Below are 23,468 nucleotides of genomic sequence, written 5' to 3' on the forward strand. Positions count from 1 at the left end.
GAGTATGCCCAGGAAAATAGCGATCATTGGCGACAACTTCATGCTTCCGGAGGTGTTTCGCGCCAAAATCGAGAAGGTCGCGAGTGGCGACCTCGATATCCGCACATTGCAGACGGCCTGGCCCGACGAGCCGATGGAGTTCGGCAATCCGGCCCTCGGCCTCGACAAGGTCAAGGAATATTTCGGCCATCCCGACGAGGTCGTCGATTTCATCGGCGATGCCGAGATCCTCGTCACCCAACTCGCGCCCTTGTCGGAGGACATGATGCGGCGCCTGCCGGGGCTCAAGCTGATTGCGGTCTCGCGCGGCGGCCCGATCAACATCGACATGGCCGCGGCGAGGGATCACGGCATCACCGTGGTCAACGTGCCCGGCCGCAACGCCACTGCCGTCGCCGAGTTCACCATCGGCGCCATCCTGGCCGAGACGCGGCTGATCAGGGTCGGCCATGAGGCCTTGCGCAAGGGAGAATGGCGCGGCGATCTCTACCGCGCCGACCGCACCGGCCGAGAACTCGGCGAAATGACCGTCGGCGTCGTCGGCTATGGCAATATTGGCACCAAGGTGGTCCGCCTGCTGCGTGCCTTCGGCTGCCACGTGCTGGTCAGGGACCCCTATGTGCAGTTGAGCGCGGAGGATCGCAATGCCGGCGTCGAGCTGGTTGGGCTGGACGATCTCCTGTCCCGCTCCGATGTGGTCACGCTGCATCCCAGGGTGACCGAGGAGACGCGCGGCCTGATCGGCAAGGACACCATCGCGCGGATGAAGCCCGGCGTGATCTTCGTCAACACCGCGCGCGGGCCGCTGGTCGATTATGACGCGCTCTACGAGGCGCTGGTTTCGGGGCAGATCGCCAGCGCCATGCTGGAGACGTTCGCGGTCGAGCCGGTGCCATCGGACTGGCCCCTGCTGCAGCTTCCCAACGTGACGCTGACGCCGCATATCGCCGGCGCCTCGGTGCGCACCGTGACCTATGCCGCCGAGCAGGCCGCCGAAGAGGTGCGCCGCTACATCGCCGGCCTTCCTCCCGTCAATCCGTGCTGAGGGTGGCGGCCATGGCATACCAATGCGGCATCGAGGCCAAGGTGGGATGAGCGGCGGCAGCGAAATCGTCGACCTCTTCGTCGTCGGCGGCGGCGTCAACGGCGCCGGCATCGCGCGCGATGCGGCGGGCCGCGGCCTTTCCGTCATCCTGTGCGAAAAGGACGATCTCGCAGAAGGCACCAGCTCCCGCTCGGGCAAGCTCGTCCATGGCGGCCTGCGCTACCTCGAATACTATGAATTCCGCCTGGTGCGCGAGGCGCTGATCGAGCGCGAGGTGCTCCTGGAATCGGCGCCGCACATCATCTGGCCGATGCGCTTCGTGCTGCCGCACAGCCCCGACGACCGGCCGGCCTGGCTGGTGCGGCTCGGCCTGTTCCTCTACGACCATCTCGGCGGCCGCAAGCGATTGCCGGCGACCCGCACGCTCGACTTGCGCACGGCGCCCGAAGGGGCGCCGATCAACGACAGCTTCAAGCGCGGCTTCGAATATTCCGACTGCTGGGTCGACGATGCCCGCCTCGTCGTCATCAATGCGCTCGACGCCGCCGAGCGCGGAGCGAAGATTTTCACCCGCACCGCCTGCACCGCCGCCCGCCGCGAGAACGGCCTCTGGGTCGTCGAGATGCGGGATGGCAGAACCGGCGCCAGGACGACGGTTCGGGCACGCGCCCTGATCAACGCCGCCGGCCCCTGGGTCAACGACATCGTCAACCGCGTGGCCGGTCAGAACTCGAAGCGCAACGTCAGACTGGTCAAGGGCAGCCACATCGTCGTGCCTAAATTCTGGGAGGGACGCCACGCCTATCTCGTCCAGAACAGCGACAAGCGCGTGATCTTCATCAACCCCTATCAGAACGATCTCGCCTTGATCGGCACCACCGACATTCCCTACGAGGGGCGGCCCGAGGACGTGACGGCGGATGAGAGCGAGATCGATTACCTGATCAGGGTGGTCAACCGCTATTTCAAGCGCGGCCTTGCGCGCAGCGATGTCGTCTATTCGTTCTCGGGCGTCAGGCCGCTCTATGACGACAATGCCGATAACCCGAGTGCGGTGACCCGCGACTATATTTTCGAGCTCGATGCGCCCGACGCGCAGGCGCCGCTGCTCTCCGTCTTCGGCGGCAAGATCACCACCTTCCGCAAGCTTGCCGAACATGCGCTGGACAGGATAGCCCCGTTCTTTCCCCGGATGGGCAAGCCCTGGACGGCGAAAGAACATTTGCCCGGCGGCGATATCGCCAATGCCGATTTCGAACAGTTCCTCGGCGACCTTGGCCGTGAGTATCCGTGGATGCCGGCATCGCTGATCAAGCATTATGGGCGGCTTTACGGCACCAGGACCCGCCTTCTGGTCGGTGCCACGGGGTCGCTCGCCGGATTGGGGCGATGCTTCGGCAAGGATTTCTTCGAGCGCGAGGCCAACTATCTCTTCGACCAGGAGTGGGCGGCGACATCAGCCGACATCCTGGAACGGCGCACCAAGCATGGGCTGCATCTGTCGGTCGAGGAAAGGGCCGCCTTCGAGCATTGGTGTACGAACCGGCTGGCGAGGGCAGGCTGATGGCCGCCATCGCCAATGTCCCGCGACAGCGCTGAGGAGGGATCGCGACCTTGGCCTTCACGCTCTCCCTCAACACCAATCCGCTGGTCAACCGCTTCGCCGAGCCGGACGACCTGATCGATACGATTGCCTACGACATCGGCATCAGGGACGTTCAGCTCACGCATGAATTCGTCAATCCGGGTTGGCCGGCGGCGACGATCGTCAAATTCGTCCGGCTGTTTCGCGGCGCGCTCACCCGCACCGGCGTACGCGTCACTTCGGGCATGACCGGCCCTTACGGCCGGCTCAACCATTTCGGCCATCCCGACGCGGATGTGCGCCGTTACTATGTCGACTGGTTCAAGACCTTCGCCGACATCTCCGCCGAGCTTGGCGCCAGCGGCATGGGCACGCAGTTCGCCATCTTCACCCATCGCGACTTCGACGACCCGGAGCGCCGCGCGTGGCTGTTCGACATCGCACTGGAGTGCTGGCGGGAGGTCGCCGAACACGCCCGCGCGGCCGGGCTGAGCTATTTGTTCTGGGAGCCGATGTCGGTTGGCCGCGAATTCGGCCACACAATCGAGAACTGCCGGCGGTTGCAAGGCGCGATCGACGCCGCCGGCATGGCCATTCCGCTGGAGATGATGGTCGATATCGACCATGGCGACGTCACCTCAAGCAATCCGGCCGACATCGATCCCTATGCCTGGGCCGAAGCCTTTCCCAGGAAGTCGCCGATCATCCACATCAAGCAGTCGTCGATGAACAAGGGCGGCCACTGGCCGTTCACAGCGGCTTACAACAAGGACGGTCGCATCACGCCGGAAAAACTGCTGGAGACGGTGCGGCGCGGCGGCGGCACGGACAATGAGATTTGCCTGGAACTGTCGTTCCGTGAACGCGAACCGGTCGATCACCAGGTTGTCGCCATGATCCGGGAATCGGTCGACTACTGGGCGCCCTTCATCGAGACAGGCAGATCCGGCCTCGTGCCGAAGGCCGGATAGAAAACGGGCGGGAGCCGATAGGCGCCCGCCCGTTGAACCGGATTCGTCCCGGTCGGATAGTCGTCAGCCGAATTTCGGATCGAGGCTGCCCGACTTGTAGCGCTTGGCCATTTCCGAGACCGGCAGCGGCTTGATCTTCGGTGCGTTGCCGGCGGTGCCGAACTGCTCGAACCGCTCCTTGCAAAGCTTGCGCATGGCAGCCATCGCCGGCGTCAGGTATTTGCGCGGATCGAACTCGCTCGGGTTCTCGGTCAGCACCTTGCGGATGGCGCCGGTCAGCGCCATGCGGTTGTCGGTGTCGATGTTGATCTTGCGCACGCCGTGCTTGATGCCGCGCTGGATCTCTTCCACCGGCACGCCCCAGGTCGGCTTCATCTGGCCGCCATATTTGTTGATGATCTCCTGCAGGTCCTCCGGCACCGAGGACGAGCCGTGCATGACCAGATGCATGTTCGGCAGGCGGCGATGGATCTCCTCGATGACGTTCATGGCCAGCACCGCGCCATCGGGCTTGCGCGAGAATTTATAGGCGCCGTGGCTGGTGCCCATGGCCACCGCCAGTGCATCGACATGGGTGTCGCGCACGAACTGTTCGGCCTGCACCGGATCGGTCAACAGCTGGTCGTGGCTGATCGCGCCTTCGACGCCGTGGCCGTCTTCCTGCTCGCCGCCGCCGCTCTCGAGCGAGCCGAGCACGCCGATCTCGCCTTCGACGGAAACGCCGCCCCAATGCGCCATGTCGACGACGCGCTTGGTGATGCCGGAATTATAGGCGTAGTCGGCCGGCGACTTGCCGTCTTCCTTCAGCGAACCGTCCATCATCACCGAGGTGAAACCATGCTGGATCGCGGTGACGCAGGTGGCTTCGTTGTTGCCATGGTCGAGATGCATGCAGACCGGGATGTCGGGATGGATTTCGACCAGCGCATCGATCAGCTTGGCCAGCACCACGTCATTGGCATAGGCACGCGCACCGCGGCTTGCCTGCAGGATGACAGGCGATTTGGTCTCTTCCGCCGCCTCCATGATGGCGAGGCCCTGTTCCATGTTGTTCATGTTGAAGGCCGGCACGCCATAGCCATATTCGGCGGCGTGATCGAGCAATTGTCTCAGTGTGATGCGAGCCAACGATTAGTCTCCCGTATCTGGTTTCGAACCTGTGGTTGCGGACTGTCCGCGCATCGTTCAGCCCGTCGATGCTTCTGGCCGGATTTCGGCGCGACCGCAACCGCCAGAGACCATCCCAGCCGCAATTCTTGTTACAGTGCCGTGATGAAAGCTGTGGGCATATCCCATGAAAATATCTCATTATAACAAAAATCCTGATACTTTTGCGACGATACCTGCTATCTATTAGGCTCGATCAAGGAGCACCATTCGGCGGTCGGCTGCGATGAAGAGCGATACCAGGCGGCAAGGCATCATGGATTTCCTGATGGACGCCGGCGCGGCGAGCGTCGAGGATCTCGCCTTGCGCTTTGGCATCTCGAAGATGACCGTGCACCGCGATCTCGACGAACTTGAGGAAAGCGGCTTCCTGCGCAAGGTGCGCGGCGGTGCCTCGATCCAGCCGAGCAGCCTCTTCGAAAGCGATTTCCGCTACCGGCAGAAGCAGGCTACCGAGGAAAAGCAGCGCCTGGCGGCAGCGGCGGTCGCGATGATCGAACCCGGCCAGACGGTGATCATCGACGACGGCTCGACCGCGGGCGGCATTGCGCGGCATCTCGCCGATTTGCGGCCGCTGACGGTGATCTCCAACAATCTGGCTGTCATCCAGGAACTGGCCGGCACTGGCGGCATCAACCTGATCGCGCTCGGCGGCCAGTACAGCAAGAAGTTTCACGGCTTTTTCGGCCTGCTTGCCGAGGCCTCGCTCAAATCGCTGCGCGCCGACGTCGCCTTCCTGTCGTCATCGGCCATCCACGGCGCGTCCGCCTTCCATCAGGATCAGGAGGTGGTGCAGTCCAAGCGGCTGATGATGGCGGCCGCCACCCGCAACTATCTGCTGGTCGATCACGGCAAGTTCGGCCGCACGGCGCTGCATTTCCTGACGGATCTCAGCGCGTTCGACGCCGTCTTCACCGGACGCGAGCCGGGGCCTGGAATGCGCGAGGCATTGGCGGCCGGCGGCGTTTCGCTGACGGTGATCGACAAGGGACCATGATCCCGAAAGCGGAGCTCTCTTCGGGAGTTCGTGGTCAAACAGAAGGCAAGGAGCGGTAAGCGTGGTTTACTGGGTCGGTACAAGCTGGAAGATGAACAAGACGCTCACCGAGGCGATGGAATTCGCCGCGATCCTGGCCGGGTTCGTCCCTGATTTCGATGACCGCATCCAACCCTTCGTCATCCCGCCATTCACGGCAGTTCGGGAGGTCAGGCAGGCGCTGTCCTCGACGCGGGTCAAAGTCGGCGCCCAGAACATGCATTGGGCCGATGCCGGCGCCTGGACCGGCGAGATTTCACCTGTGATGCTGACCGATTGCGGGCTCGATCTGGTCGAACTCGGCCACAGCGAACGTCGCGAGCATTTCGGCGAGACCGATCGCACCGTCGGTCTGAAGACGGCGGCGGCCGTGAAGCACGGATTGATCCCGCTGATCTGCGTCGGCGAGACGCTGGCCGAGCGCGAAAGCGGCGAGGCCGATGCGGTGTTGGCCAGGCAAGTCGAGGGGGCGCTGCAATTCCTCGAAGAGGAAGGGAAGGGCGCGAAAATCCTGTTCGCCTACGAGCCGGTCTGGGCGATCGGCGACAAGGGCATTCCGGCCAGCTCGGACTATGCCGACAAGCAGCAGGGACTGATCAAGACCGTGGCCGGGGGCCTGCTGCCGTCCATCCCGCCGGTGCTCTACGGCGGCAGCGTCAATCCCGGCAATGCCGCCGAGCTGATCGGTCAGCCCAATGTCGACGGTCTCTTCATCGGCCGCTCCGCCTGGCAGGCGCAAGGCTACATCGACATCCTCGGCCGCGCCTCGGCCACGATCTGAAATCAAACGCATCCAGTCAAGAAAGGACACGATCATGAAAATAGCCATTGGAGCCGACAGCGCCGGCAAGCCGCTGCTCGATGTCATCGCCGCACATCTGGCGACCAAACCCGGTCTCACCGTCAATGATCTCAGCCAGGCCGGCTACTACGCCGACCTGTCGCAAAAGCTCGCCCAGACGATCGTCGACGGCGACAACGATCGCGGCATCCTGTTCTGCGGCACAGGCATCGGCGTTTCGATTTCGGCCAACAAGGTGCCGGGTATCCGCGCCGCACTCACCCACGACACCTATTCGGCCGAACGCGCGGCCAAATCCAACAACGCGCAGATCATCACCATGGGCGCCCGCGTCATCGGCCCGGAACTGGCCAAGGCTATCGTGGATACCTGGCTCGCTTCCGAGTTCGACGAGAAGGGACCGTCGGTCGGCAATGTCCAGGCCATAAACAGGCTCGATACGGCAAAGGCTTAAGCCAAAGCTTTCGTCATCGCAGCGATGACGGTGACGGCGGACGCCGCACCCGGATCCACGTGGCCGAGCGAGCGCTCACCGAGCCGGGCCGAGCGGCCCTTGGTCGCGACCATGTCCTTGGTCGCTTCAGCACCAGACTCAGCCGCGGCAAGGGCGGCGGCCAAGCTTTCGGACAGCGTCTTGCCGGCAGCATGCGCGGCAGCGGCTGCTTCGGCAGCCGGCTGCCAGGCATCGATCATCGTTTTTTCGCCAGGCTCGGCCTTGCCGCGGTCTTTGATGCCCTGTGCCATGGCCTGGAACAGGGCGATGAATTCCGCGTCCGTCAGCGTCCCCTTGCCCTTGACGGCTGCAGCCGCGCGCATGAAGGCCGTCGCATAGAGCGGGCCTGAGGAAGCGCCGACCGCATTGAGGAACGACTTCGCCGCGCCGTTGAGCAGCGCGGTCGGCTCGACAGCCGAGAGGTCGAGCGATGCCAGCGCATCGCGTACGGCGCCGAAACCAAGCGCCATGGCAATGCCGTGATCGGCGTCGCCGATGACACCGTCGAGCCGGCAGAGCCGGTCCTTGTCGGCCTCGATCGCCACGGCGATTTCATCGAACATTCTTTTCAGGTCGGCGGCATCGATGGTCACGGATCGCTCTTTCGTCAGCCGGCGCGGAACATGGCGCAGTCGCAAGGGTGGTCGAGCATCGTCTGCAGTTCGCCGTCGATATGCATCAAGGTCACAGATGCGCCGGCCATTTCCAGCGACGTGCAGTAGTTGCCGACCCAGGTCGCGTGGATGGAAACACCGATGTCGTCGAGCCTCTGCTTGACCCGGCGGTTCATGATGTAGAGCTCCATCAGCGGCGTCGAGCCGAGCGTGTTAACCAGCACCGCGACCTTGTCGCCGCGCGAAGGCGACATCTCGGCGAGGATCTTGTCCAGCATCTCGTCGGTGATCTCGTCGGCGGTCCCGAGCTTGCCGCGCGCGATGCCGGGCTCGCCATGGATGCCCATGCCGATCTCCATTTCGTCGGCGCCGATCTCGAAATTCGGCCGCCTTGTCTGCGGCAGCGAGCAGGGCGACAGCGCCACGCCCATGGTGAAGGTGCGGTCGTTGGCCTTGCGCGCGATGCGCTCGCATTCGTCGAAGGAGAGCATCCGGTCGCATGCGGCGCCGGCTGCCTTGAAGATGAAGAAATTGCCGGCGACGCCGCGGCGTTTGTCCCGCTGGTCGCGCGGTGCCGAAGCGACGTCGTCGGTGGTCAGCACGGTGCGCACCTCGATGTCGTCCATGCCGGCCATCTCGGCCGCCATGTCGAAGTTCATCACGTCGCCGGCATAGTTGCCGTACATGAACAGGACGCCGGCGCCGCCGCTAACCGCCTTGGCGCATTCCAGGATCGGATCGGGTGGTGGCGAGGCAAAGACATTGCCGATGGCCGCCGCGTCCGCCAGTCCCTTGCCGACAAAGCCGAGAAAGGTCGGCTCGTGGCCCGAGCCGCCGCCGATCACCAGCCCGACCTTGCCGGGCCGCGGCCCGTCGCGGGCGACGATCGAGCGCGGGCTGCCGTCCGCGCTCCTGAGGTGGCGAGGATGCGCGGCGAGGATCCCTTCGAGCATCTCCTCGACGGCTCGGTTGCCGTCATTGATGATCTTCTTGGTCTGCACCGGCATCCTCCCGAATTCGGTATTTCGCAAATACTACCGTGTGTTATCGCGATTTCCACCCGGCCGCGAACATTTCATGCCGCGATCTTTTCGCGGGCCGCCAGGATTTGGACGCACGCATTGGCCGCTTCCTTGCCCTTGACGGTGAAGTGCTCGAAGAAGAAGCGGTGATGCTCGGCGCTGTCGTGATAATTGTGCGGCGTGAGCACCGCCGAAAGCACCGGCACGCCGGTCGACAGCTGCACGTTCATCATGCCGTCGATGACGGCGCCGGCGACGAACTCATGCCGGTAGATGCCGCCATTGACGACAAACGCCACGCCCAGGATCGCGGCATAGCGGCCGGTCTGGGCCAGGGTCTTGGCGTGCAGCGGGATCTCGTAGGCGCCGGGCACGTCGAAGACATCGACGGCAAAGCGTCCGTCGCCAATAGCGGAAAGCTCCGCCTCGAAGGCCGCAACGCACTGGTCGACGATATCGGCATGCCACCGCGCGCGAACGACGGCGATGCGAACAGTTTCATAGTCTTTGTGGGAATGCTGATTCATGGGTCCATCCTTCCGTTTCGAACCAGAATCAGGACGCACGATACAAAATCCGGCCCGCCGAGGCAGTCCGTCTTTCGTTCGTTCTCTTTCATCCGGACTATACCGTCGGCTCCGGAATCAGACCGGATCTGCTGACCTTTCCACTAGAGCGCCATGCGTCCTCTTGGACGCGTAAAGGACGCTCTAGCACTTAAGAATCCACGCATTGGCGCGTGGACTGGAAAGCGCTCGCGGGCTCGGGTCGAAACCCCTACCGCCGGTGGGGACTTTCACCCCGCCCTGAGAACATTGACGGCTTTGTATGAAAGGGCAGGGGGCGGCTGTCAACCGCGCCAACGCGCTGGCCTATCAGGTGCTGCTCGAGTGGCGCGTGCGCCATGCCGCCGCCGAGGCGGCAACCAGCATGAGCAATGCCGCGATCATAGCGCAGATGGCAAAACCGAAGGTGGCATAGAGCGGGCCGAAGCCGGTGGTGCCGACAAAGACCGCCAGATAGGTCACCGCGCTGTTCAGGCCCATGATCGTGCCGCGCCGCGAGGGATCGAGCGCGGAGAGGCGCATCACCAGGACATTCAACCCGAAATGATTGGCAAGTCCCCACACCGCGACCATGGCTATGGTCAACCCGAAACTGTCGCTCGTCGTGGCAATGGCGACGTAGACGATGGCGACAAGCAGATAGGCGAACGGCATGACGCGACGGGCGCCGAGGCGATCGATCACGCCATCGAGGAGAGCAGCCGCGCCGAAGCCGATGCCATAGGCGAGCGCGGCCCACCCATTGGCGCTCACCGGCTTGCCCAACCCGCTGTGCAGGTGGTCGCCGAGATAGCCATAGACGCCGTAGAAGGCGGTCATGAAGGCCGCGCAGGCGACGAGAAGCGGCACAATGCCGGGAATGCCGAGCGCGGCCAGCGGCGCCGGCGCCGGGCCGCTCTTCCTGATGTCGCTCAGCGACGTCATGGTGAGGCCGGCCAGTGCAAGCATCGCGAGGAGCGCGACGGCGGCGAAGACGGCGCGCCAATGCACGAGATCGGCAAGCACGGCCGACAGCGAAACGCCGGCCACCATGCTGAGCGTCCATCCGGTGAGCACGACGCCGATCGTCCCGCTTTCGCGGCCGGGCGGCGCGATCGCCGCCGAACTGGCATAGATCGCGGGCATGGCGATGCCGGCGGCGATGCCGGCCAGCAGCTGTGCCGCGACCAGCATGATCACCGTCGGCGCCGCCGCGCTCGCGACAAGTGCCAGCGCCAGCAGCAGCAACGCCCCCTGCAGCATCCGGCGTGCGCCGAGGCGGTCGATATAGCGTGCCAGGAACAGGGCGCTTGCCGAGGTGCCCAGGCCAAACGCGGCCGCAGCAGCCATCACGGCCGGGACACTGGTTGCGAACGACGCGGCCACCGCCGGCGCAATCGGGCCCAGCACCAGCGAGTTCGAGCCGATCACGGCGATGCACCCGGTCAAAAGATAGGCCAGCGCCGGGATCGGCGGCCTGGCCTCGGCTGCGAAGGTCGTGGCTTGATCACTGTTCGACATATCAACATAATGGCCGTATTAAATTCTGTAGCAATCGGGATTATCGATATGGATGAAGAAACAGATGGCATTCGGCAGAACAGGCCAGCACCCCGTGATGTCGACGCGATCGACCGAAAGATATTAGGCGTTCTCGTCGAGGACGCCACGGTCAGCTACGCCGAACTGGGTGACCGTGTCGGCCTTTCGCCGCCCGCCGCCCATGAGCGGGTCAAGCGCCTGCGGCGCAGCGGCGCCATACGCGGCACGGCTGTCATCATCGACCCCAATGCGGTGCGAAAGCCGCTGCTCGCTTTCGTGCATATCGACACCAAGGGCTGGGGCAAGACGCCGGAACTGATGGCGATCTCGCAATATCCGGAAGTCGAGGAGATCCACACCGTCGCGGGCGATACCTGCGTGCTGCTCAAGGTCCGCACCGAGGATCCGAGGGCGCTCGAAGGATTGCTGTCGCGTCTCTATGAAACGCCTGGCGTCACCTCGACACGCAGCTACGTAGTGCTGTCGACCTATCTCGAGCGGCCGGTGCAGCCCGGCGTCACCACGCAATGGCCAACGCCCCAACATATGAGCCGGCCGCTATACTAGGTCTGGGCTCGTTGACGCCCAGCGCAAGCCTGTCGCGACCAGGTCGCGGGCGTGGTAAGACAAGGGCTGAAGCAGGTCGGCTCCCAGCGATTGCGCCGCAGAGGGACAATCGCGTGCCGGTCTCGCGAGGTTTCAAACTGACGGCGGGGGATGGCAATGTTGGAAACGGATAAGGCCTTTACCGGTTCGATCCCGGAAAACTACGACCGCTATATGGTGCCGTTGATTTTCGAACCTTTCGCCGCCGATCTGGCACGGCGGGCTGCGTCCCTGTCGCCCGGCGCGGTCTTGGAAATCGCCGCGGGCACCGGGGTGGTCACCCGCGCATTGGCGCCAAAACTGTCCCCTGGCGCAAGCTATGTCGTGAGCGACCTCAACCAGCCCATGCTCGACTACGCCGCTTCGCGACAAGCTCCCGACAGCCGCATCACATGGCGCCAGGCGGATGCCATGGCGCTGCCGTTCGAGGATGCGGCCTTCGATGTCGTCTGTTGCCAGTTCGGCGCGATGTTCTTTCCCAACCGTTCAACCGCCTACCGCGAAGCGAGGCGGGTTCTGAAGCCCGGCGGACACTTCCTGTTCAACGTCTGGGATCGCATCGAGGAGAACGTATTTGCCGATGATGTGACGAATGCTCTCGCAAGGATTTTTCCGGACGATCCGCCACGCTTTCTGGCGCGCACACCCCATGGCTATCACGATACGGCCCTGATCCGCGGCGATCTGGAAGACGCAGGGTTCTCCCATGTGGTCATCGAGACCAGAGCCGAACAGAGCCGTGCATCCTCGCCGCGCCTGCCGGCCGTTGCCTATTGCAAGGGTACGGTTCTTCGCAGCGAAATCGAGGCCAGGGACGCCGGAAAACTGGAAGCCGCTACCGACTATGCCGCGGCCGCGATCGCGGAAAGGCATGGCAGCGGGGAGGTTGCCGCCAAAATCCAGGCTCACGTGATCGTGGCCCTGGCTTAGTCTGCCATCGAGCGTGTCCTAGCTTCCCAGCCGGATCGTCTCGAAATAGGCGTCGGTGCCGACCTGACCGCCCTTCAGCGCGATTTCGAGCCCGTCGATCTCGCCGCCGCCATGGGCGAGACAAAGCGGCGAGCCGGGCGATTGCGGCAACGGCATGCGCACGGTCAGCGCATCGATGGACAATTGTCCCAGCGCATGGCTCGACGTGTCGCCGCCGGCGATCACCGCGCGCTTGAGTTTCTCTGTCGCCACCAGCCGGCGCAGGATGGTTCCCAGCGCCCGTCCCAGCCTGTTGCGTGCGCCTTCGATATGGTCGATCTCGGCACTGCGATCGGCCTGGGGACCGAGCGCGGTGTAGAGGATGACACTGCGCCCCGCCGCCAGGCTCGACAATCCGCTGGCGACGGCGCGCTCGATCGCTTCGCCGGCGCCCTCCGAGACCAACTGCATTGCGTCCATCTGGATGCCGTCGAACCCATGGGCGAGCGCGAAACGGATCTGCTTCTCCGTGGTCGGCGACACACTGCCCGAGACCACGGCGAGCCGGTCGACCGGACCGGGCGGTGTGAAGGACGCATGCCCTGCGGCGATGCCTTTGTCGGCCCATTCGGCAAGCAGCGCATATTCGACGCCGGAGGATCCGACGACGAAACCATGGCCTTGTTCGCATATGCGCCAGACCTGTTCGCCGACGCGCTTCTGCGTCTGGCGGCTCTCGACGTCGAACAGGACGATTGCCCTGTCTTGCATGGCCTGGTCGACCCGTCGGGGAAGATCATCGGCCTGCAATGCCGCCAGGTCGACAAGGCCGGAAGCGAGACCGGTCTGGTGAGACAGATGGAGGAGCAGATCGGCCTCGTTCATCGGCGTCACCGGATGCCGGCTCATGACGGGATGCCGGTCGATGCGGAAATAGTCGCCACGGAATGCAGCGAAAAGGTTCCCGAACGCTGTATAGCGCTTGAGTTGCGGCGCCCCGACAACCACCGGCACGGCCTTCTGGCCGAAGACACCCCTGCCGATTTCTATGGCGCGGCCGATGCTGCCGATCGTCGGACTGGAATCGAAGGTCGAGCAGATCTTGTAGTGGCAAACCGCCGCCCCGAGCCCTCTCAGCCATTCGAAGGCCGGCGCCAGGTTTTCGTCCATCCATTGCGGCGTTTCGCTGCGGCTGGTGCCCGCCAGTCCCACGGCGCGGCAATGCGAAAATCGCGCCACCAGGGGCAGGTCGGGCTGGCGCATGAACAGCACCGTCGGCAAGCCGCCGAGTTCGAGTGCCTCCATGACGTCGGTCGAACCGGTGAGGTCGTCGCCATAATAGCTGAGCAGCAGGTTCTGCATGGCCTCGCTCACGCGGCCTTGCCGTCGCCGAACTTCTCGATCGAGCGCGTCAGTTCGACATGGCTGCTTGCGTAGTCCGCCAAGGAAATGCCCTCGACGGCGGCTTGCCAGGCCTGCTGGACGGCGCGCACGCCGGCACCCGGGCCGTCCGGATGGCTGACGATGCCGCCGCCGCAGAGATAGAGCAGGTCGACCGTGCGCCCGGTGCGCTCGTAGGTCTCGGGCGCCTGTCCGCCCCACTGACCGGAACCCGCGACCGGCAGGGCGCAATCGTCAGGTGAGAACAGCGGCGTCGTCACCGCCTCGAAGGAGGCGATGAAAGATGCGTCCGGCTCCCAGTATTTCGAGGCGATGCCGTTGATCTGGAACTGGTCGACGCCGAGCAGCCGCCAGAACTGCTGCCAGACCTTGAAATCCATGCCGAGGCCGGGATGGCGGGTCAGGATGTCCCAGCCGTTGCGGTGGGCATGCAGCACCAGGCCGGACCGCTTTCTGAGATACGCCATGCCGCCGAAGCCGATGGAGTTGATGTTGATGACCGCGCAATTGCCGCCGGCCTTGAGCACCATATCGTGGTTGCGCATCACCTCGTCCGGGTCGGCATGCGAGATGCCGAAGGCGTACATCACCTTCTTGCCGGTCTTCTGCTCGTGATCGAGGATCAGCGGCATGATCGCCTTCACCCGCTCCGCCAGCGGCGAATAGGCCGGGCTCATCAGCTTCTCGTCGTCCTTGATGAAATCGACACCGGCCGCGATCAGTTCGCCGACCATGGCGGCCGTCTCGTGCGGTCGCAGGCCCAGCGCCGGCTTGACGATGGTGCCGATGATCGGACGGCCCTCGACACCGGTCAGCCTGCGGCTGCCGGCAACGCCGAATTGCGGCCCCGGATGGGCGCCCCTGAATTCTTGCGGCAGCTTCATGTCGACGACGCGGATGCCCGACAGGCCCTTGATCGAATAGGTGCCACCGATGGCGATGGTCATCAGAGCCGAGAGGTCGGTGCCGATGGCATCGAACGGAAAGGCGATGTCGACATCGGCGCGTCTGAAAGGTCCGGTGCCGGCCTCGGGAATGGATGGCTGCTCCGCATCGGGCAGGTGCCGGATCGCCAGCACCCGTGCCGCCACGCGCGCCTTCAGCTCTTCGGTTTCCCCGGGCAGCGCAACGAAGGTGCCTGTCGATTGGTCGCTGGCGATCTTGGCCGCCAGGGCTTCTATGCTGCCTGAGGTTTCAATGCGATAGGTGAGGGTGATCATGATGGATGGACCGGGTCGAAAGGGTTCGAAAAAAGTTTCGTTGCAAATGAAATCTGGTATAATGAGTACATAAGTATTGCAAGCAAATATCCCGGCTGCCGCGACGGGCGTCGGTTAAGGGCAGGCATTCCGATAGTCCTGCCCGGAATGCTACACAGGAATCGGGGCAAGGGAGTGATTCGCGGCGATGAACCGTTCGGAACCGATCGTCCGGCGCAAGCTTTCCGACGAAGTCTTTGCAAGGCTGAAGCGGCTGATCACCAGCGGCGAATTGCAGCCGGGTGATGACATGCCGTCGGAGCGCGAATTGATGGAGCGCTTCGAGGTCGGCCGGCCTGCGATCCGCGAGGCCATGCAGGCGTTGAGCAATATGGGCCTTGTCGCCATCTCGCATGGCGAGCGGGCCAAGGTGTTGCAGCTGACCGCCAAGTCGATCATCAGACAGGTCGACGGTGCGGCCAAGATCATCCTGTCTTCATCGAAGGATACGCTCGAGCATCTGAAGAGCGCGCGCATCTTCTTCGAACGCGGCATGGTCAAGGAGGCCGCCGAAAGGGCCACCGCCGAGGATGTGCGGCAGCTCAAGGAAACCGTTGCCGAGCAGCGCGGCGCACGCGGCAATTCGGAAGCCTTCATTTCCGCCGACATGAAATTTCACAGCCGTATCGCGGCCATTTCGGGCAACCCGATCTATGTCGCCGTCAGCGAGGCGATGCTCGGCTGGCTGAAGGAATACCACACTGAGATGCTGATCTGGACCGGCAAGGAAAAGTACACGCTGACCGAGCACGAGGAGATCATCGACCGCATCGAGCACAAGGATGCCGACGGCGCCGAGAAGGCGATGATCAAGCATCTCGAACGCTCGCGCGCGCTCTATGTGATGAATTCCGAGAAGTAGCCTAAATTAGCCTAACCGATCCTGGCAATCCCGTAGGGCGGCATGACGAGACGGCCCTCGCCAAGCTTGGACGCATCGACCGGGACATCGTCCGCCGTCAGGTTGGCCAGCCATGCGACGGTCTCGCCCGAGGTGGAGCGCCCGGCCAGCGCCAGCACCCGCGTCTCGTCACTCGTTTTCGCGGCAACATGCGCGAGCCCAGCCAGTCCGCAAAGCGCGGAGATAGCCTGGAAGATCGGCCGCGGCGATCCCTCGGCGGCAGGTTCCCCGGATGCCGCCAGCACGCCGAATGGCCCCGTGAAGCCCGACAGCGTCAGCATCTCCAGTCCGGCCGGCGCGACGCGCGCGGCATAGCCGATCGTCCATGCGGCGGCGAACTGGGCGGCATGACGCGGATCGCGATTGGCCATGGCGATGCGCTGGCCGTCAAAATTGTCCTTGGTCGTGCCGCCATAGGGGTTCTGCCGCATGGCGATGGTGGACGGCCCGATCCGGTAGGGCTTGTCGCCGAAGATCGCCCGCGCCGACCGGGTGATGAACGGCAATGCCTCCAGCGACTGCATGACGCTGAGGTCGTCGGCCGCATGCACGATCGGGCAGGTGCAGTGCGTGACGAAATCGAGCAGCCCGGCCGGAACGCGCTTGCGGTTGAGCTCGGTGAAATAGCTGAACATGCCGCCGCCGAGACGAATATCGGGAAAGGCTCGGCGGGCGGCGGCGTAGACATCCTCGAGCAGCGGGCATGCCGGCCAGGCGCTGCCCGGCGGCGTCGACTGCCGGTCGACCGAAGGCGATACCGCGACGGCGTCGAGCCGCAGGCCTGCTTGGCGCACCATGTCGGCGACCGCTGCGAGTTCGGCATCGAGATCGCTGGTGCCGGCGACAACGCATTCCAGCGTTGTTGCCGCAGGGCAAGCGGCGGCAAGCCGGGCATGGGCGCGCAAGGCGTCCAGCCCATGGCCGCGCGTCGGGTCGAAGTGGAGCAAAAGCTGCTGCGGGCCGAGCTTCGACAGCATCGGCCGGTCCGCCAGCGTTGCCTCCACATCCTGGGGATAAATGACCACGCCGATATCGGGCAGTCTTGGTCCGGCTTCGCCAAGCTCGATGCGGACCGGTTCATTGCCCGAAGCCGTGGCCGAAGGGTTGGCCTCGCCCGCAATGCGCAGGCTGATGGTTTGGCGCACGGGTTCCTTCGCCGGCAGCACATAGGGCCAGGGCAGCGCCAGCGGCCGGACATAGGTCTTGTAGGAGGCATCGGACCAGTTGCGCTGGTCCTCCATCTCGAAAATGTCGCCTTCCATCCGGCACTCGGCGGTGACGCCGGGCCGCACCGCATGCGTGATGGCGCGCAAATCCTTGAAAGGCTGCCAAGGGTCGATCAGGTCGGGCAGTGTCGTATCCACCACGCTGCCGTCTGTATGCTCGACGGTCACCGGGCTGCCGGCAAGTCCCGCGATCGGATGCAGGATGCAGAAGCCGCAGCGGTTGGTCTCGAAATCGCTTTCGGGCAGCGCGCTGACGTCGAATACCAGCCGGCCGTCGGCCGCTCCCTTGATGGTGGCGCGGAAGGCGAGCCGGCTTTCGCCCGGTCCGGCGCAGCTTGCCGTGTAGCCGACGCAGAAAGCATCGGCGCCCTGGTCGATGGTCAGGTCCGCCAGCACGGGTTCGTAGGTGCCCCAGTCGCGGTCGCGCACGATATAGGCGATGGCGCGCAGCACCTCGGTGCCGCCATGGCGGATGGTGCGCAAATTGCCGTTGACGAAATCGGCGCTGAGCGGGCCGGCGCTGAGCCGGACCGGCCTGGCTTCCGCCGCGCGTGTGCCGCAGAGGAGGAAGCCATCCACGCTCATTTCAGCAGCTCGTCCAGCCGCACCGGTTTGCGGCTCGCGGCGCCGGCATAGGCGGCCTCGACCAGCGCGAACGTCTTGAGATTGTCGGCGCCCGAGGTCGCCGGCTCCTTGCCGCCGACAAGGCAGTCGACCCAGTGCCGCTGGATCGCCAGCACGCTTTCCTGGATGTTGTGCCATGGCCGCGATGCCCAGGGCAGAAGCGGCGGCGAAATGTCCCTGGCCGTCGTGCCGCTCTTGCCGGTGACGGTGAGCTGGTAGCCCCGCGCCAGCCGGAGCGTGCCGTCGCTGCCATCGATCTCGATCAGCGTTTCGGGAAACGGTTCGACGGCGAGCCTTGTCGCATAGCTGCAATCGACCACCGAGGTGGCGCCGCTCTCGTGGTCCATCAGCATCGTGGCGACATCCTCGCCGGCAATGGCGGGATTGATGCGCGCGGTGCGGGCAGTGAGGCTCGATACGTCGCCCAACAGAAAACGGGCGATGTCGAGGATGTGGATGCCGAGATCCTCGATGATGAAGCGTTTTCCGGTCGCCAGATAAGGCTGGCCGGAAAACACGTCGTAGGCGGAGCGAAAGGAGATGCGTCCGAAGAAGGGCGTGCCGATCTCGCCGCTGTCGAGCACGGCGCGCACCGCCTGGATCGGCGATTGCCAGCGAAAATTCTCGTGCACCATCAGCGGCACGCCGGCCACGGCGCAGGCCGCGACCATCGCCTTGGCGTCGGCGAGCGTCGGCGCGAACGGTTTCTGGCAGATCACAGGAACGCGGTGGCTGGCTGCCAACTCGACCAGCGGCCGGTGGCTGCCGACGGTCGTGGCGATGTCGACGAAGTCGAGCGTCTCGCCTGCAAGCATCGCAGCCGCATCGGTGTAGCGCTTGGAAATGCCGAACTGGTCACCGACGATCCGGAGCCGTTCCGGATCGCGGTCGCAGATGGCGACGATCGAGGCGCCCTCGATGTCGCGCCAGGCATGCATCTGGTTGACGGCGAAGAAGCCGCAGCCGATCAGCGCTCCACGCAATTTAGCCATGATCAGCCCGCCTTTGCCATCTGCATCAGCGTGACGCGCTGCTGAAGCCGGCGCTGCGCCTGGTCGACGACCACCGCGACGATGATGACGAGGCCCTTGATCACCATCTGCCAGAAGGAACTCACACCCATCATCACCAGCCCGTCCGACAGGATACCGATGACGAAGGCACCGACGATGGTGCCGCCGATGGTGCCGCGGCCGCCCGACATCGAGGTGCCGCCAAGCACCGCCGCGGCGATGGCATTCAATTCGAAGCTTTCGCCGGTCGCCGGATGCGAGGCCATCAGCTCCGACGAGATGATCAGGCCGACGATCGCCGCGCAGAAACCAGAGAACATGTAGACGAACATCTTGACCATGTTGACGCGCACGCCCGAGATCCGCGCCGCGCGCTCGTTGCCGCCGACGGCGAAGATGTGGCGGCCGAGCGGGGTGTATCTGGCGAGATAGGCGGCACCCAGCGCCACCACGATCAGGATCCAGATCGACACCGGCAGGCCGACGAGTCGGCCGGCGCCGAGGAAGCCGAAGCCCGTGGTGCCGAGTTCCGGCTTGCCGACCAGATTGGGGAAGGTGCGCCCGTCCGACGACAGCAGCGCCAGGCCGCGCGCCACATAGAGCACGCCCAGCGTGGCGATGAAGGGCGCGACGTTTAATCTGGTGATCAGCAATCCGTTGACGGCGCCGATCAGGATGCCGACCGCCAGCGTGATCAGGGCGATCTCGAAAACGTTGAAATAGATGGTGTAGCCGATCTGCAGGTCGATGCCGTTGAGCACGAGATAGCCGGCCATCATGCCGCACAGGCCGACGATCGAGCCGACCGAAAGATCGATGCCGCCGGTGATGATGACGAAGGTCATGCCCATGGCCAGGAAGGCGTTGAGCGCAACGTGCTTGGCCATCAGGATCAAATTGGCCGCAGACAGGAAGTTCGGCGCCGCGATCGAGAAGAACACCAGCACGGCAATCAGCGCGATGAAGGTCCTGAGCTTCATCAGCGTCAGCAGTGCGGAACCGCTGGTGGCCGACGACTGCGCCGCCCTGGCCGGAATGTCAGTCATCAGCGTTGCTCTCCATGTGTGGGGGCAAGATGTGCGGGGGCAAGATCTGCGGGGGCAGGATGTGCGGGGACAGGTCCGTGGCCGAGCGCCGATGCGGCGACGATCGCGGCCTCGGTCGCGTCGGCGCGCTCGAACATGCCGGTCAGTTTGCCATTGCTCATCACCGCGATCCGGTCGGAGAGCGCCATCACCTCATCGAGATCGGACGTGGCGAAAAGGATGCCGAGCCCATCGCGCGACAGTTTGCGCATGGTGCGAAAGACGTCGGCCTTGGCGCCGACATCGATGCCGCGGCTGGGCTCATCCATCAGAAGCACCTTGGGTCCGGTGAGCAGCGCCTTGCCGATCACCACCTTCTGCTGGTTGCCGCCGGACAGCGACGAAACCTCCTGCGCCGGATCCGCGACCTTGATCGCAAGTTCCCGTACCATCTGCAGCACGGCCTGCCGTTCGGCGGCGCTACGGATGTGGAACAGACTGACGAAGCGCGACAGGCTTGCCAGCGTCAGATTGCTGGCGACGGAGAGGATCGACACCAGGCCCTCGCGCTGCCGGTCCTCCGGGATCAGCGCCAGACCCCGCCGGATGCGGCGCGTCGTGTCGCGTTCCCGGACCTGCTTTCTGTCGATGAAGATGTTGCCGCTGGCATGGCCATGGCGGCCCATGATGCAGTCGAACAACTCGCTGCGCCCGGCGCCCATCAGCCCATAGATGCCGAGGATCTCGCCGGCACGCAGCGACAGCGAGACGTGGTCGACCGCCAGTCCGCCGGTGGCGCGCGGCAGGCAGATGTCCTCGGCGCGGAAGATTTCCTCGCCCGGCGCATGGTCGTCGGCCTTGGCGAAATCCTTGGCGTCCGAGCCGATCATCTGCCGCACGATCCACTGCGTGTCGACGTTTCTCATCTCCTCCTGGCCGGTGATGCGGCCGTCGCGCAGCACGGTGATGTAGTCGCCGATGCGGATCAGCTCCTCCAGCCGGTGCGAGATATAGACGATCGCCACGCCGCGCGACTTGAGGTCGGCGATCACCTTGAACAGGATCTCGACTTCGGCGGCGCTCAGCGCCGAGGTCGGCTCGTCCATGATCAGGATGCGCGCGTCGAGCGAAACCGCCTTGGCGATCTCGACAAGCTGCTGCTGGCCGATGCGCAGGTCCTCGACCAGCATATCCGGCCGTATCCCGGCCTCGAGCCGCTCGAGGAATGTGCCCGCGCGCCTTTCCTGCTCCTTCCGGTCGATCTTGCGAAATCGGTTGGTGATCTCTCGGGTGGCGAAAATGTTCTCGGCGACGGTCATGTTGCCGAACAGGTTCAGTTCCTGGAACACCATGCCGATGCCGCGGTTCACCGCGTCACCGGAGGACGAGAACGAGACTTCGTTGCCGTCGAGCAGGATGCGTCCAGCCGTCGGCTGCTCGACGCCGGCAATGATCTTCATCAGCGTCGATTTGCCGGCGCCGTTTTCGCCGACCAGAACATTGACCGCACCCTTGCGCACCTCGAAATTGGCCTGCTTGACCGCGACGGTGCCGGCATAGACCTTCGAGACGTCTTCCAGCTTCAAAATGACGTCGTGACCGACCGCCGTGCTCATGGCGTGGGTCCGATCTCGGCCTCCGCCGGAGTCACCAACGGCAGATCCTGGCCGCCTTCGATCGTATAGGCGCCGAGCACCTTGGCGGTACGGCCTTCCAGCGCCTCGCGCGGCAGCTTGGAAAGCACGGTCTTGCCGGCATGGGCGTTGAACGCCTTGCCGAACTGGGCGAAGTCGATCTGGTTGGTGAAGTCGTTGAACTGGACGAAATCGAGGCTGTCGCGCAACGCCGTTCCGCGCATTGCCGGTCCGATCTGGACACGTGCATCCGCCTTGCCGTCGCCGTCGACGTCGATATCCATCGTGCCCGCGCGGGACTGCGTGTTGGCCGCGACGATCTTGCCTTCGACGCGGACCGCGAAGGTCCATGGCGAATTCGCCTGCTTCTTGGGATTACCGTATTTGGCGCCGGCTGCCGCCTGATCCATTTTCGCCAGCGCATGGACCTCGGCGAACGGCCCGGCTTTTTGGCTGAGATAAGGGATGACCTTCGAAGCCCAGATATCCTCGACCATCTTGTCGGGGTTGAAGGTCGACGCGTTGGCGTCGCCTTGCGCCGACGGCGTCGGCAGGATCTTGCAGGCGCCGAGGCCAATGCTGGCGGTCAGGGCAAGGATCGGCCAGATCGCCTTGGCTGGCCAGGTCGGCTTGTTCAGCATCGCGGTCAAGCATCCCAGTGAAATGAAGGCGAGGGACGAACCCTGGGTTCGCCCCTCGCTGTTTGCGTTGCGCCGGCTCAGTTCTTCAGAGCGAAGGTCTCAAGCTTGGCGGCATTGTCGCCATTGACGAGAACGCAGTCCATCAGCTGCTTTTCCTTCTCGGGCGACTTCTTGTTCTTGATGAGGTCGTTGGCCTGCTCGACCGCCATCTGCGCCTGGGCGTAGGCCGGCTGCAGCACCGTGGCCTTGATGCCGCCGGAGGTGATGGAGTCGCGCACGTCGTTCGAGCCGTCGAAGCCGACGACGATGACATCCTTGCGGTTTGCCGCGGCCAGCGCCGCATAGGCACCCATCGCCATCGTGTCATTGCCGGAGATGACGCCCTTGATGTCCGGATTGGCCTGCAGGATCGATTCCATCTTGGAATAGGCTTCCGTCTGGCTCCAGTTGGCCGACTGCTGCGCGACCATCTTCAGGTCCGGATAGTCGTCGATGACGTCATGATAGCCCTTGGAGCGGATGCCGGCATTGGTGTCGGATTCCTTGCCGACCAGCTCGACGAAATTGCCCTTTTCGCCCATCAGCTTGACGAATTCCTGCGCGCCGAGCTGGGCACCCTGGTAGTTGTTGGAGACGATCTGCGCCACGGCGACGCCGGTGGCGTTGATCTCGCGGTCGATCAGGAAGGAAGGAATGCCCGCGTCCTTCGCCTTCTGCACGGCGGCGACCGTGGCGTCGGCGCCGGCATTGTCGAGGATAATCGCCTTGGCGCCACGGCCGATCGCGGTGTCGATCAGCTCGGACTGCTTGTTGGCGTCGTCATCATGGACCAGCACCAATGTGTCGTAACCAAGTTCCTTGGCCTTTGCCTCGGCGCCGACGGCCTCTGCCTTGAAGAACGGATTGTCGTGCGAGGGAGTGATGATGGCGATCAGGTCGGCCGCGAAGGCCGGTGCCGCGGTGCCAAGTGCCAATACGCCGGCGAAAGCCGCGAGCGTCATTCTGCGTGTAAGTTTCATGAAGTCCTCCCGTTGAAAAACCGTGCCTCGATCGATCGAGGCCACCCGTCTGCGTTTGAATTCGTCTTGGCGATGCAGGCCGCCGCCCGGGCTCAAAGCCGTTTGCCGGCTGTCGTCCGAACTGCACTCGCGCCCCGCCGTCCTCCACTCGCACCGGCTTCGAATTTTCAGCGAAGCATGATCGATCCGAGCCCACGAACAGCTAAAGCCAACTGGTATGATGAGTCAACCACTAATTCAGGTGATCTGTATCTAAGCAGTCGCCCTTTTCCCTTCTCCCCTTGTGGGCTAGCGTGGGCACACATTTGCTTCGGGCTCATTTTTGTGAGGCGAGAACGAAGCCGTCTACGATGGCGTTGAAGCGTCTGAGGCCGTGGGTGAAGGTGAT

Annotated in this window: 22 protein-coding genes and 1 riboswitch; of the genes, 9 read left to right on the top strand and 13 right to left on the bottom strand. The window is 64.2% G+C overall.

Features of this window, described 5'->3' with window-relative positions:
• Positions 1–4 precede the first annotated feature (4 nt).
• The 3 genes from X743_RS160400 to X743_RS160390 are packed head-to-tail and all read left to right on the top strand — an operon-like array spanning position 5 to position 3,601.
• The gene (locus tag X743_RS160400) at positions 5–1,045 is read left to right on the top strand and encodes a 2-hydroxyacid dehydrogenase (protein ID WP_023764809.1); all 1,041 of its coding nucleotides are present in this window, start codon (positions 5–7) and stop codon (positions 1,043–1,045) included.
• 46 nt (positions 1,046–1,091) lie between these two features.
• The gene (locus tag X743_RS160395; protein ID WP_023764810.1) at positions 1,092–2,609 is read left to right on the top strand and encodes a glycerol-3-phosphate dehydrogenase; all 1,518 of its coding nucleotides are present in this window, start codon (positions 1,092–1,094) and stop codon (positions 2,607–2,609) included.
• 50 nt (positions 2,610–2,659) lie between these two features.
• Positions 2,660–3,601: a TIM barrel protein gene (locus tag X743_RS160390; protein WP_023764811.1), complete on the top strand. Its 942-nt coding sequence runs from the start codon at positions 2,660–2,662 to the stop codon at positions 3,599–3,601.
• 63 nt (positions 3,602–3,664) lie between these two features.
• Here the strand turns inward: X743_RS160390 and fba are convergent, their stop codons facing one another.
• Complete coding sequence (gene fba / locus X743_RS160385; RefSeq protein ID WP_023764812.1) at positions 3,665–4,729, bottom strand: class II fructose-bisphosphate aldolase; 1,065 nt, start codon at positions 4,727–4,729, stop codon at positions 3,665–3,667.
• Between the two features lie 265 nt (positions 4,730–4,994).
• On the opposite strand from fba, the gene X743_RS160380 reads away from it, so the two are divergent.
• From X743_RS160380 to X743_RS160370, 3 genes are all read left to right on the top strand, one after another.
• A complete protein-coding gene (locus X743_RS160380) occupies positions 4,995–5,765 on the top strand; it encodes a DeoR/GlpR family DNA-binding transcription regulator (RefSeq protein WP_023764813.1) in 771 nt (256 codons plus the stop codon).
• Between the two features lie 61 nt (positions 5,766–5,826).
• Positions 5,827–6,585, top strand: coding sequence for a triose-phosphate isomerase (locus tag X743_RS160375; protein ID WP_023764814.1), 759 nt, complete (start codon positions 5,827–5,829; stop codon positions 6,583–6,585).
• A gap of 34 nt (positions 6,586–6,619) precedes the next feature.
• The gene (locus X743_RS160370; protein ID WP_023764815.1) at positions 6,620–7,060 is read left to right on the top strand and encodes an RpiB/LacA/LacB family sugar-phosphate isomerase; all 441 of its coding nucleotides are present in this window, start codon (positions 6,620–6,622) and stop codon (positions 7,058–7,060) included.
• Here the strand turns inward: X743_RS160370 and dhaL are convergent.
• The 4 genes from dhaL to X743_RS160350 form a co-directional block, all read right to left on the bottom strand.
• Positions 7,057–7,692 (bottom strand): dihydroxyacetone kinase subunit DhaL, encoded by a 636-nt coding sequence (gene dhaL / locus X743_RS160365; RefSeq protein WP_023764816.1) that lies wholly within the window; start codon positions 7,690–7,692, stop codon positions 7,057–7,059. The two genes, X743_RS160370 and dhaL, sit on opposite strands and share 4 nt — an antisense overlap.
• Before the next feature lie 14 nt (positions 7,693–7,706).
• Positions 7,707–8,714, bottom strand: a complete 1,008-nt coding sequence (locus X743_RS160360; protein WP_023764817.1) for a dihydroxyacetone kinase subunit DhaK — start codon at positions 8,712–8,714, stop codon at positions 7,707–7,709.
• 74 nt (positions 8,715–8,788) lie between these two features.
• Positions 8,789–9,262 (bottom strand): 6,7-dimethyl-8-ribityllumazine synthase, encoded by a 474-nt coding sequence (locus X743_RS160355; RefSeq protein ID WP_023764818.1) that lies wholly within the window; start codon positions 9,260–9,262, stop codon positions 8,789–8,791.
• Positions 9,263–9,338: 76 nt separating this feature from the next.
• Positions 9,339–9,553, bottom strand: a riboswitch (FMN riboswitch).
• 57 nt (positions 9,554–9,610) lie between these two features.
• Entirely contained in the window at positions 9,611–10,801 is a 1,191-nt protein-coding gene (locus X743_RS160350) for an MFS transporter (protein ID WP_023764819.1), read from the bottom strand.
• 48 nt (positions 10,802–10,849) lie between these two features.
• Between X743_RS160350 and X743_RS160345 the strand changes: the two genes are divergently transcribed.
• Together X743_RS160345 and X743_RS160340 are read left to right on the top strand one after the other, a co-directional pair.
• Positions 10,850–11,389, top strand: coding sequence for an Lrp/AsnC family transcriptional regulator (locus X743_RS160345; protein ID WP_023764820.1), 540 nt, complete (start codon positions 10,850–10,852; stop codon positions 11,387–11,389).
• Between the two features lie 156 nt (positions 11,390–11,545).
• Complete coding sequence (locus X743_RS160340; protein ID WP_023764821.1) at positions 11,546–12,358, top strand: class I SAM-dependent methyltransferase; 813 nt, start codon at positions 11,546–11,548, stop codon at positions 12,356–12,358.
• Between the two features lie 18 nt (positions 12,359–12,376).
• Here the strand turns inward: X743_RS160340 and X743_RS160335 are convergent, their stop codons facing one another.
• Positions 12,377–13,699 carry a four-carbon acid sugar kinase family protein gene (locus X743_RS160335; RefSeq protein WP_023764822.1) on the bottom strand — a complete coding sequence of 441 codons (1,323 nt, stop codon included), beginning with the start codon at positions 13,697–13,699 and terminating at the stop codon, positions 12,377–12,379.
• An 8-nt stretch (positions 13,700–13,707) separates the two neighbouring features.
• Entirely contained in the window at positions 13,708–14,958 is a 1,251-nt protein-coding gene (oiaX, locus tag X743_RS160330; RefSeq protein WP_023764823.1) for a 3-oxo-isoapionate-4-phosphate decarboxylase OiaX, read from the bottom strand.
• A gap of 187 nt (positions 14,959–15,145) precedes the next feature.
• Here oiaX and X743_RS160325 point away from each other — a divergent pair, with 187 nt between their 5' ends.
• Positions 15,146–15,859 carry a transcriptional regulator NanR gene (locus X743_RS160325; protein ID WP_023764824.1) on the top strand — a complete coding sequence of 238 codons (714 nt, stop codon included), beginning with the start codon at positions 15,146–15,148 and terminating at the stop codon, positions 15,857–15,859.
• Between the two features lie 11 nt (positions 15,860–15,870).
• Here X743_RS160325 and X743_RS160320 read toward each other — a convergent pair whose 3' ends face one another.
• The 6 genes from X743_RS160320 to X743_RS160295 all read right to left on the bottom strand — a co-directional run bounded on the left by X743_RS160320 (position 15,871) and on the right by X743_RS160295 (position 23,080).
• Positions 15,871–17,709, bottom strand: a complete 1,839-nt coding sequence (locus X743_RS160320; protein WP_023764825.1) for a hypothetical protein — start codon at positions 17,707–17,709, stop codon at positions 15,871–15,873.
• Entirely contained in the window at positions 17,706–18,740 is a 1,035-nt protein-coding gene (locus tag X743_RS160315; RefSeq protein ID WP_023764826.1) for a Gfo/Idh/MocA family oxidoreductase, read from the bottom strand. The genes X743_RS160320 and X743_RS160315 overlap by 4 nt, the downstream gene beginning before the upstream one ends.
• 2 nt (positions 18,741–18,742) lie before the next feature.
• Positions 18,743–19,807: an ABC transporter permease gene (locus X743_RS160310; RefSeq protein WP_023764827.1), complete on the bottom strand. Its 1,065-nt coding sequence runs from the start codon at positions 19,805–19,807 to the stop codon at positions 18,743–18,745.
• The gene (locus tag X743_RS160305; RefSeq protein ID WP_023764828.1) at positions 19,807–21,402 is read right to left on the bottom strand and encodes a sugar ABC transporter ATP-binding protein; all 1,596 of its coding nucleotides are present in this window, start codon (positions 21,400–21,402) and stop codon (positions 19,807–19,809) included. The genes X743_RS160310 and X743_RS160305 overlap by 1 nt, the downstream gene beginning before the upstream one ends.
• Entirely contained in the window at positions 21,399–22,061 is a 663-nt protein-coding gene (locus X743_RS160300; RefSeq protein ID WP_023764829.1) for a DUF2291 family protein, read from the bottom strand. The genes X743_RS160305 and X743_RS160300 overlap by 4 nt, the downstream gene beginning before the upstream one ends.
• Before the next feature lie 77 nt (positions 22,062–22,138).
• The gene (locus X743_RS160295; protein ID WP_013896812.1) at positions 22,139–23,080 is read right to left on the bottom strand and encodes a D-ribose ABC transporter substrate-binding protein; all 942 of its coding nucleotides are present in this window, start codon (positions 23,078–23,080) and stop codon (positions 22,139–22,141) included.
• Positions 23,081–23,468: the final 388 nt, after the last annotated feature.

The organism is Mesorhizobium sp. LNHC232B00 (assembly GCF_000502435.1).
Classification (GTDB): domain Bacteria; phylum Pseudomonadota; class Alphaproteobacteria; order Rhizobiales; family Rhizobiaceae; genus Mesorhizobium; species Mesorhizobium opportunistum.

Coding starts and splice junctions, on each gene's coding strand:
- X743_RS160310 (WP_023764827.1), bottom strand. CDS start 19,807: ATGACTGACATTCCGGCCAGGGCGGCGCAGTCGTCGGCCACCAGCGGT.
- X743_RS160395 (WP_023764810.1), top strand. CDS start 1,092: ATGAGCGGCGGCAGCGAAATCGTCGACCTCTTCGTCGTCGGCGGCGGC.
- X743_RS160380 (WP_023764813.1), top strand. CDS start 4,995: ATGAAGAGCGATACCAGGCGGCAAGGCATCATGGATTTCCTGATGGAC.
- X743_RS160400 (WP_023764809.1), top strand. CDS start 5: ATGCCCAGGAAAATAGCGATCATTGGCGACAACTTCATGCTTCCGGAG.
- X743_RS160350 (WP_023764819.1), bottom strand. CDS start 10,801: ATGTCGAACAGTGATCAAGCCACGACCTTCGCAGCCGAGGCCAGGCCG.
- X743_RS160315 (WP_023764826.1), bottom strand. CDS start 18,740: ATGGCTAAATTGCGTGGAGCGCTGATCGGCTGCGGCTTCTTCGCCGTC.
- X743_RS160295 (WP_013896812.1), bottom strand. CDS start 23,080: ATGAAACTTACACGCAGAATGACGCTCGCGGCTTTCGCCGGCGTATTG.
- X743_RS160340 (WP_023764821.1), top strand. CDS start 11,546: ATGTTGGAAACGGATAAGGCCTTTACCGGTTCGATCCCGGAAAACTAC.
- X743_RS160300 (WP_023764829.1), bottom strand. CDS start 22,061: ATGCTGAACAAGCCGACCTGGCCAGCCAAGGCGATCTGGCCGATCCTT.
- X743_RS160335 (WP_023764822.1), bottom strand. CDS start 13,699: ATGCAGAACCTGCTGCTCAGCTATTATGGCGACGACCTCACCGGTTCG.
- X743_RS160325 (WP_023764824.1), top strand. CDS start 15,146: ATGAACCGTTCGGAACCGATCGTCCGGCGCAAGCTTTCCGACGAAGTC.
- X743_RS160305 (WP_023764828.1), bottom strand. CDS start 21,402: ATGAGCACGGCGGTCGGTCACGACGTCATTTTGAAGCTGGAAGACGTC.
- X743_RS160345 (WP_023764820.1), top strand. CDS start 10,850: ATGGATGAAGAAACAGATGGCATTCGGCAGAACAGGCCAGCACCCCGT.
- X743_RS160355 (WP_023764818.1), bottom strand. CDS start 9,262: ATGAATCAGCATTCCCACAAAGACTATGAAACTGTTCGCATCGCCGTC.
- oiaX (WP_023764823.1), bottom strand. CDS start 14,958: ATGATCACCCTCACCTATCGCATTGAAACCTCAGGCAGCATAGAAGCC.
- X743_RS160320 (WP_023764825.1), bottom strand. CDS start 17,709: ATGAGCGTGGATGGCTTCCTCCTCTGCGGCACACGCGCGGCGGAAGCC.
- X743_RS160370 (WP_023764815.1), top strand. CDS start 6,620: ATGAAAATAGCCATTGGAGCCGACAGCGCCGGCAAGCCGCTGCTCGAT.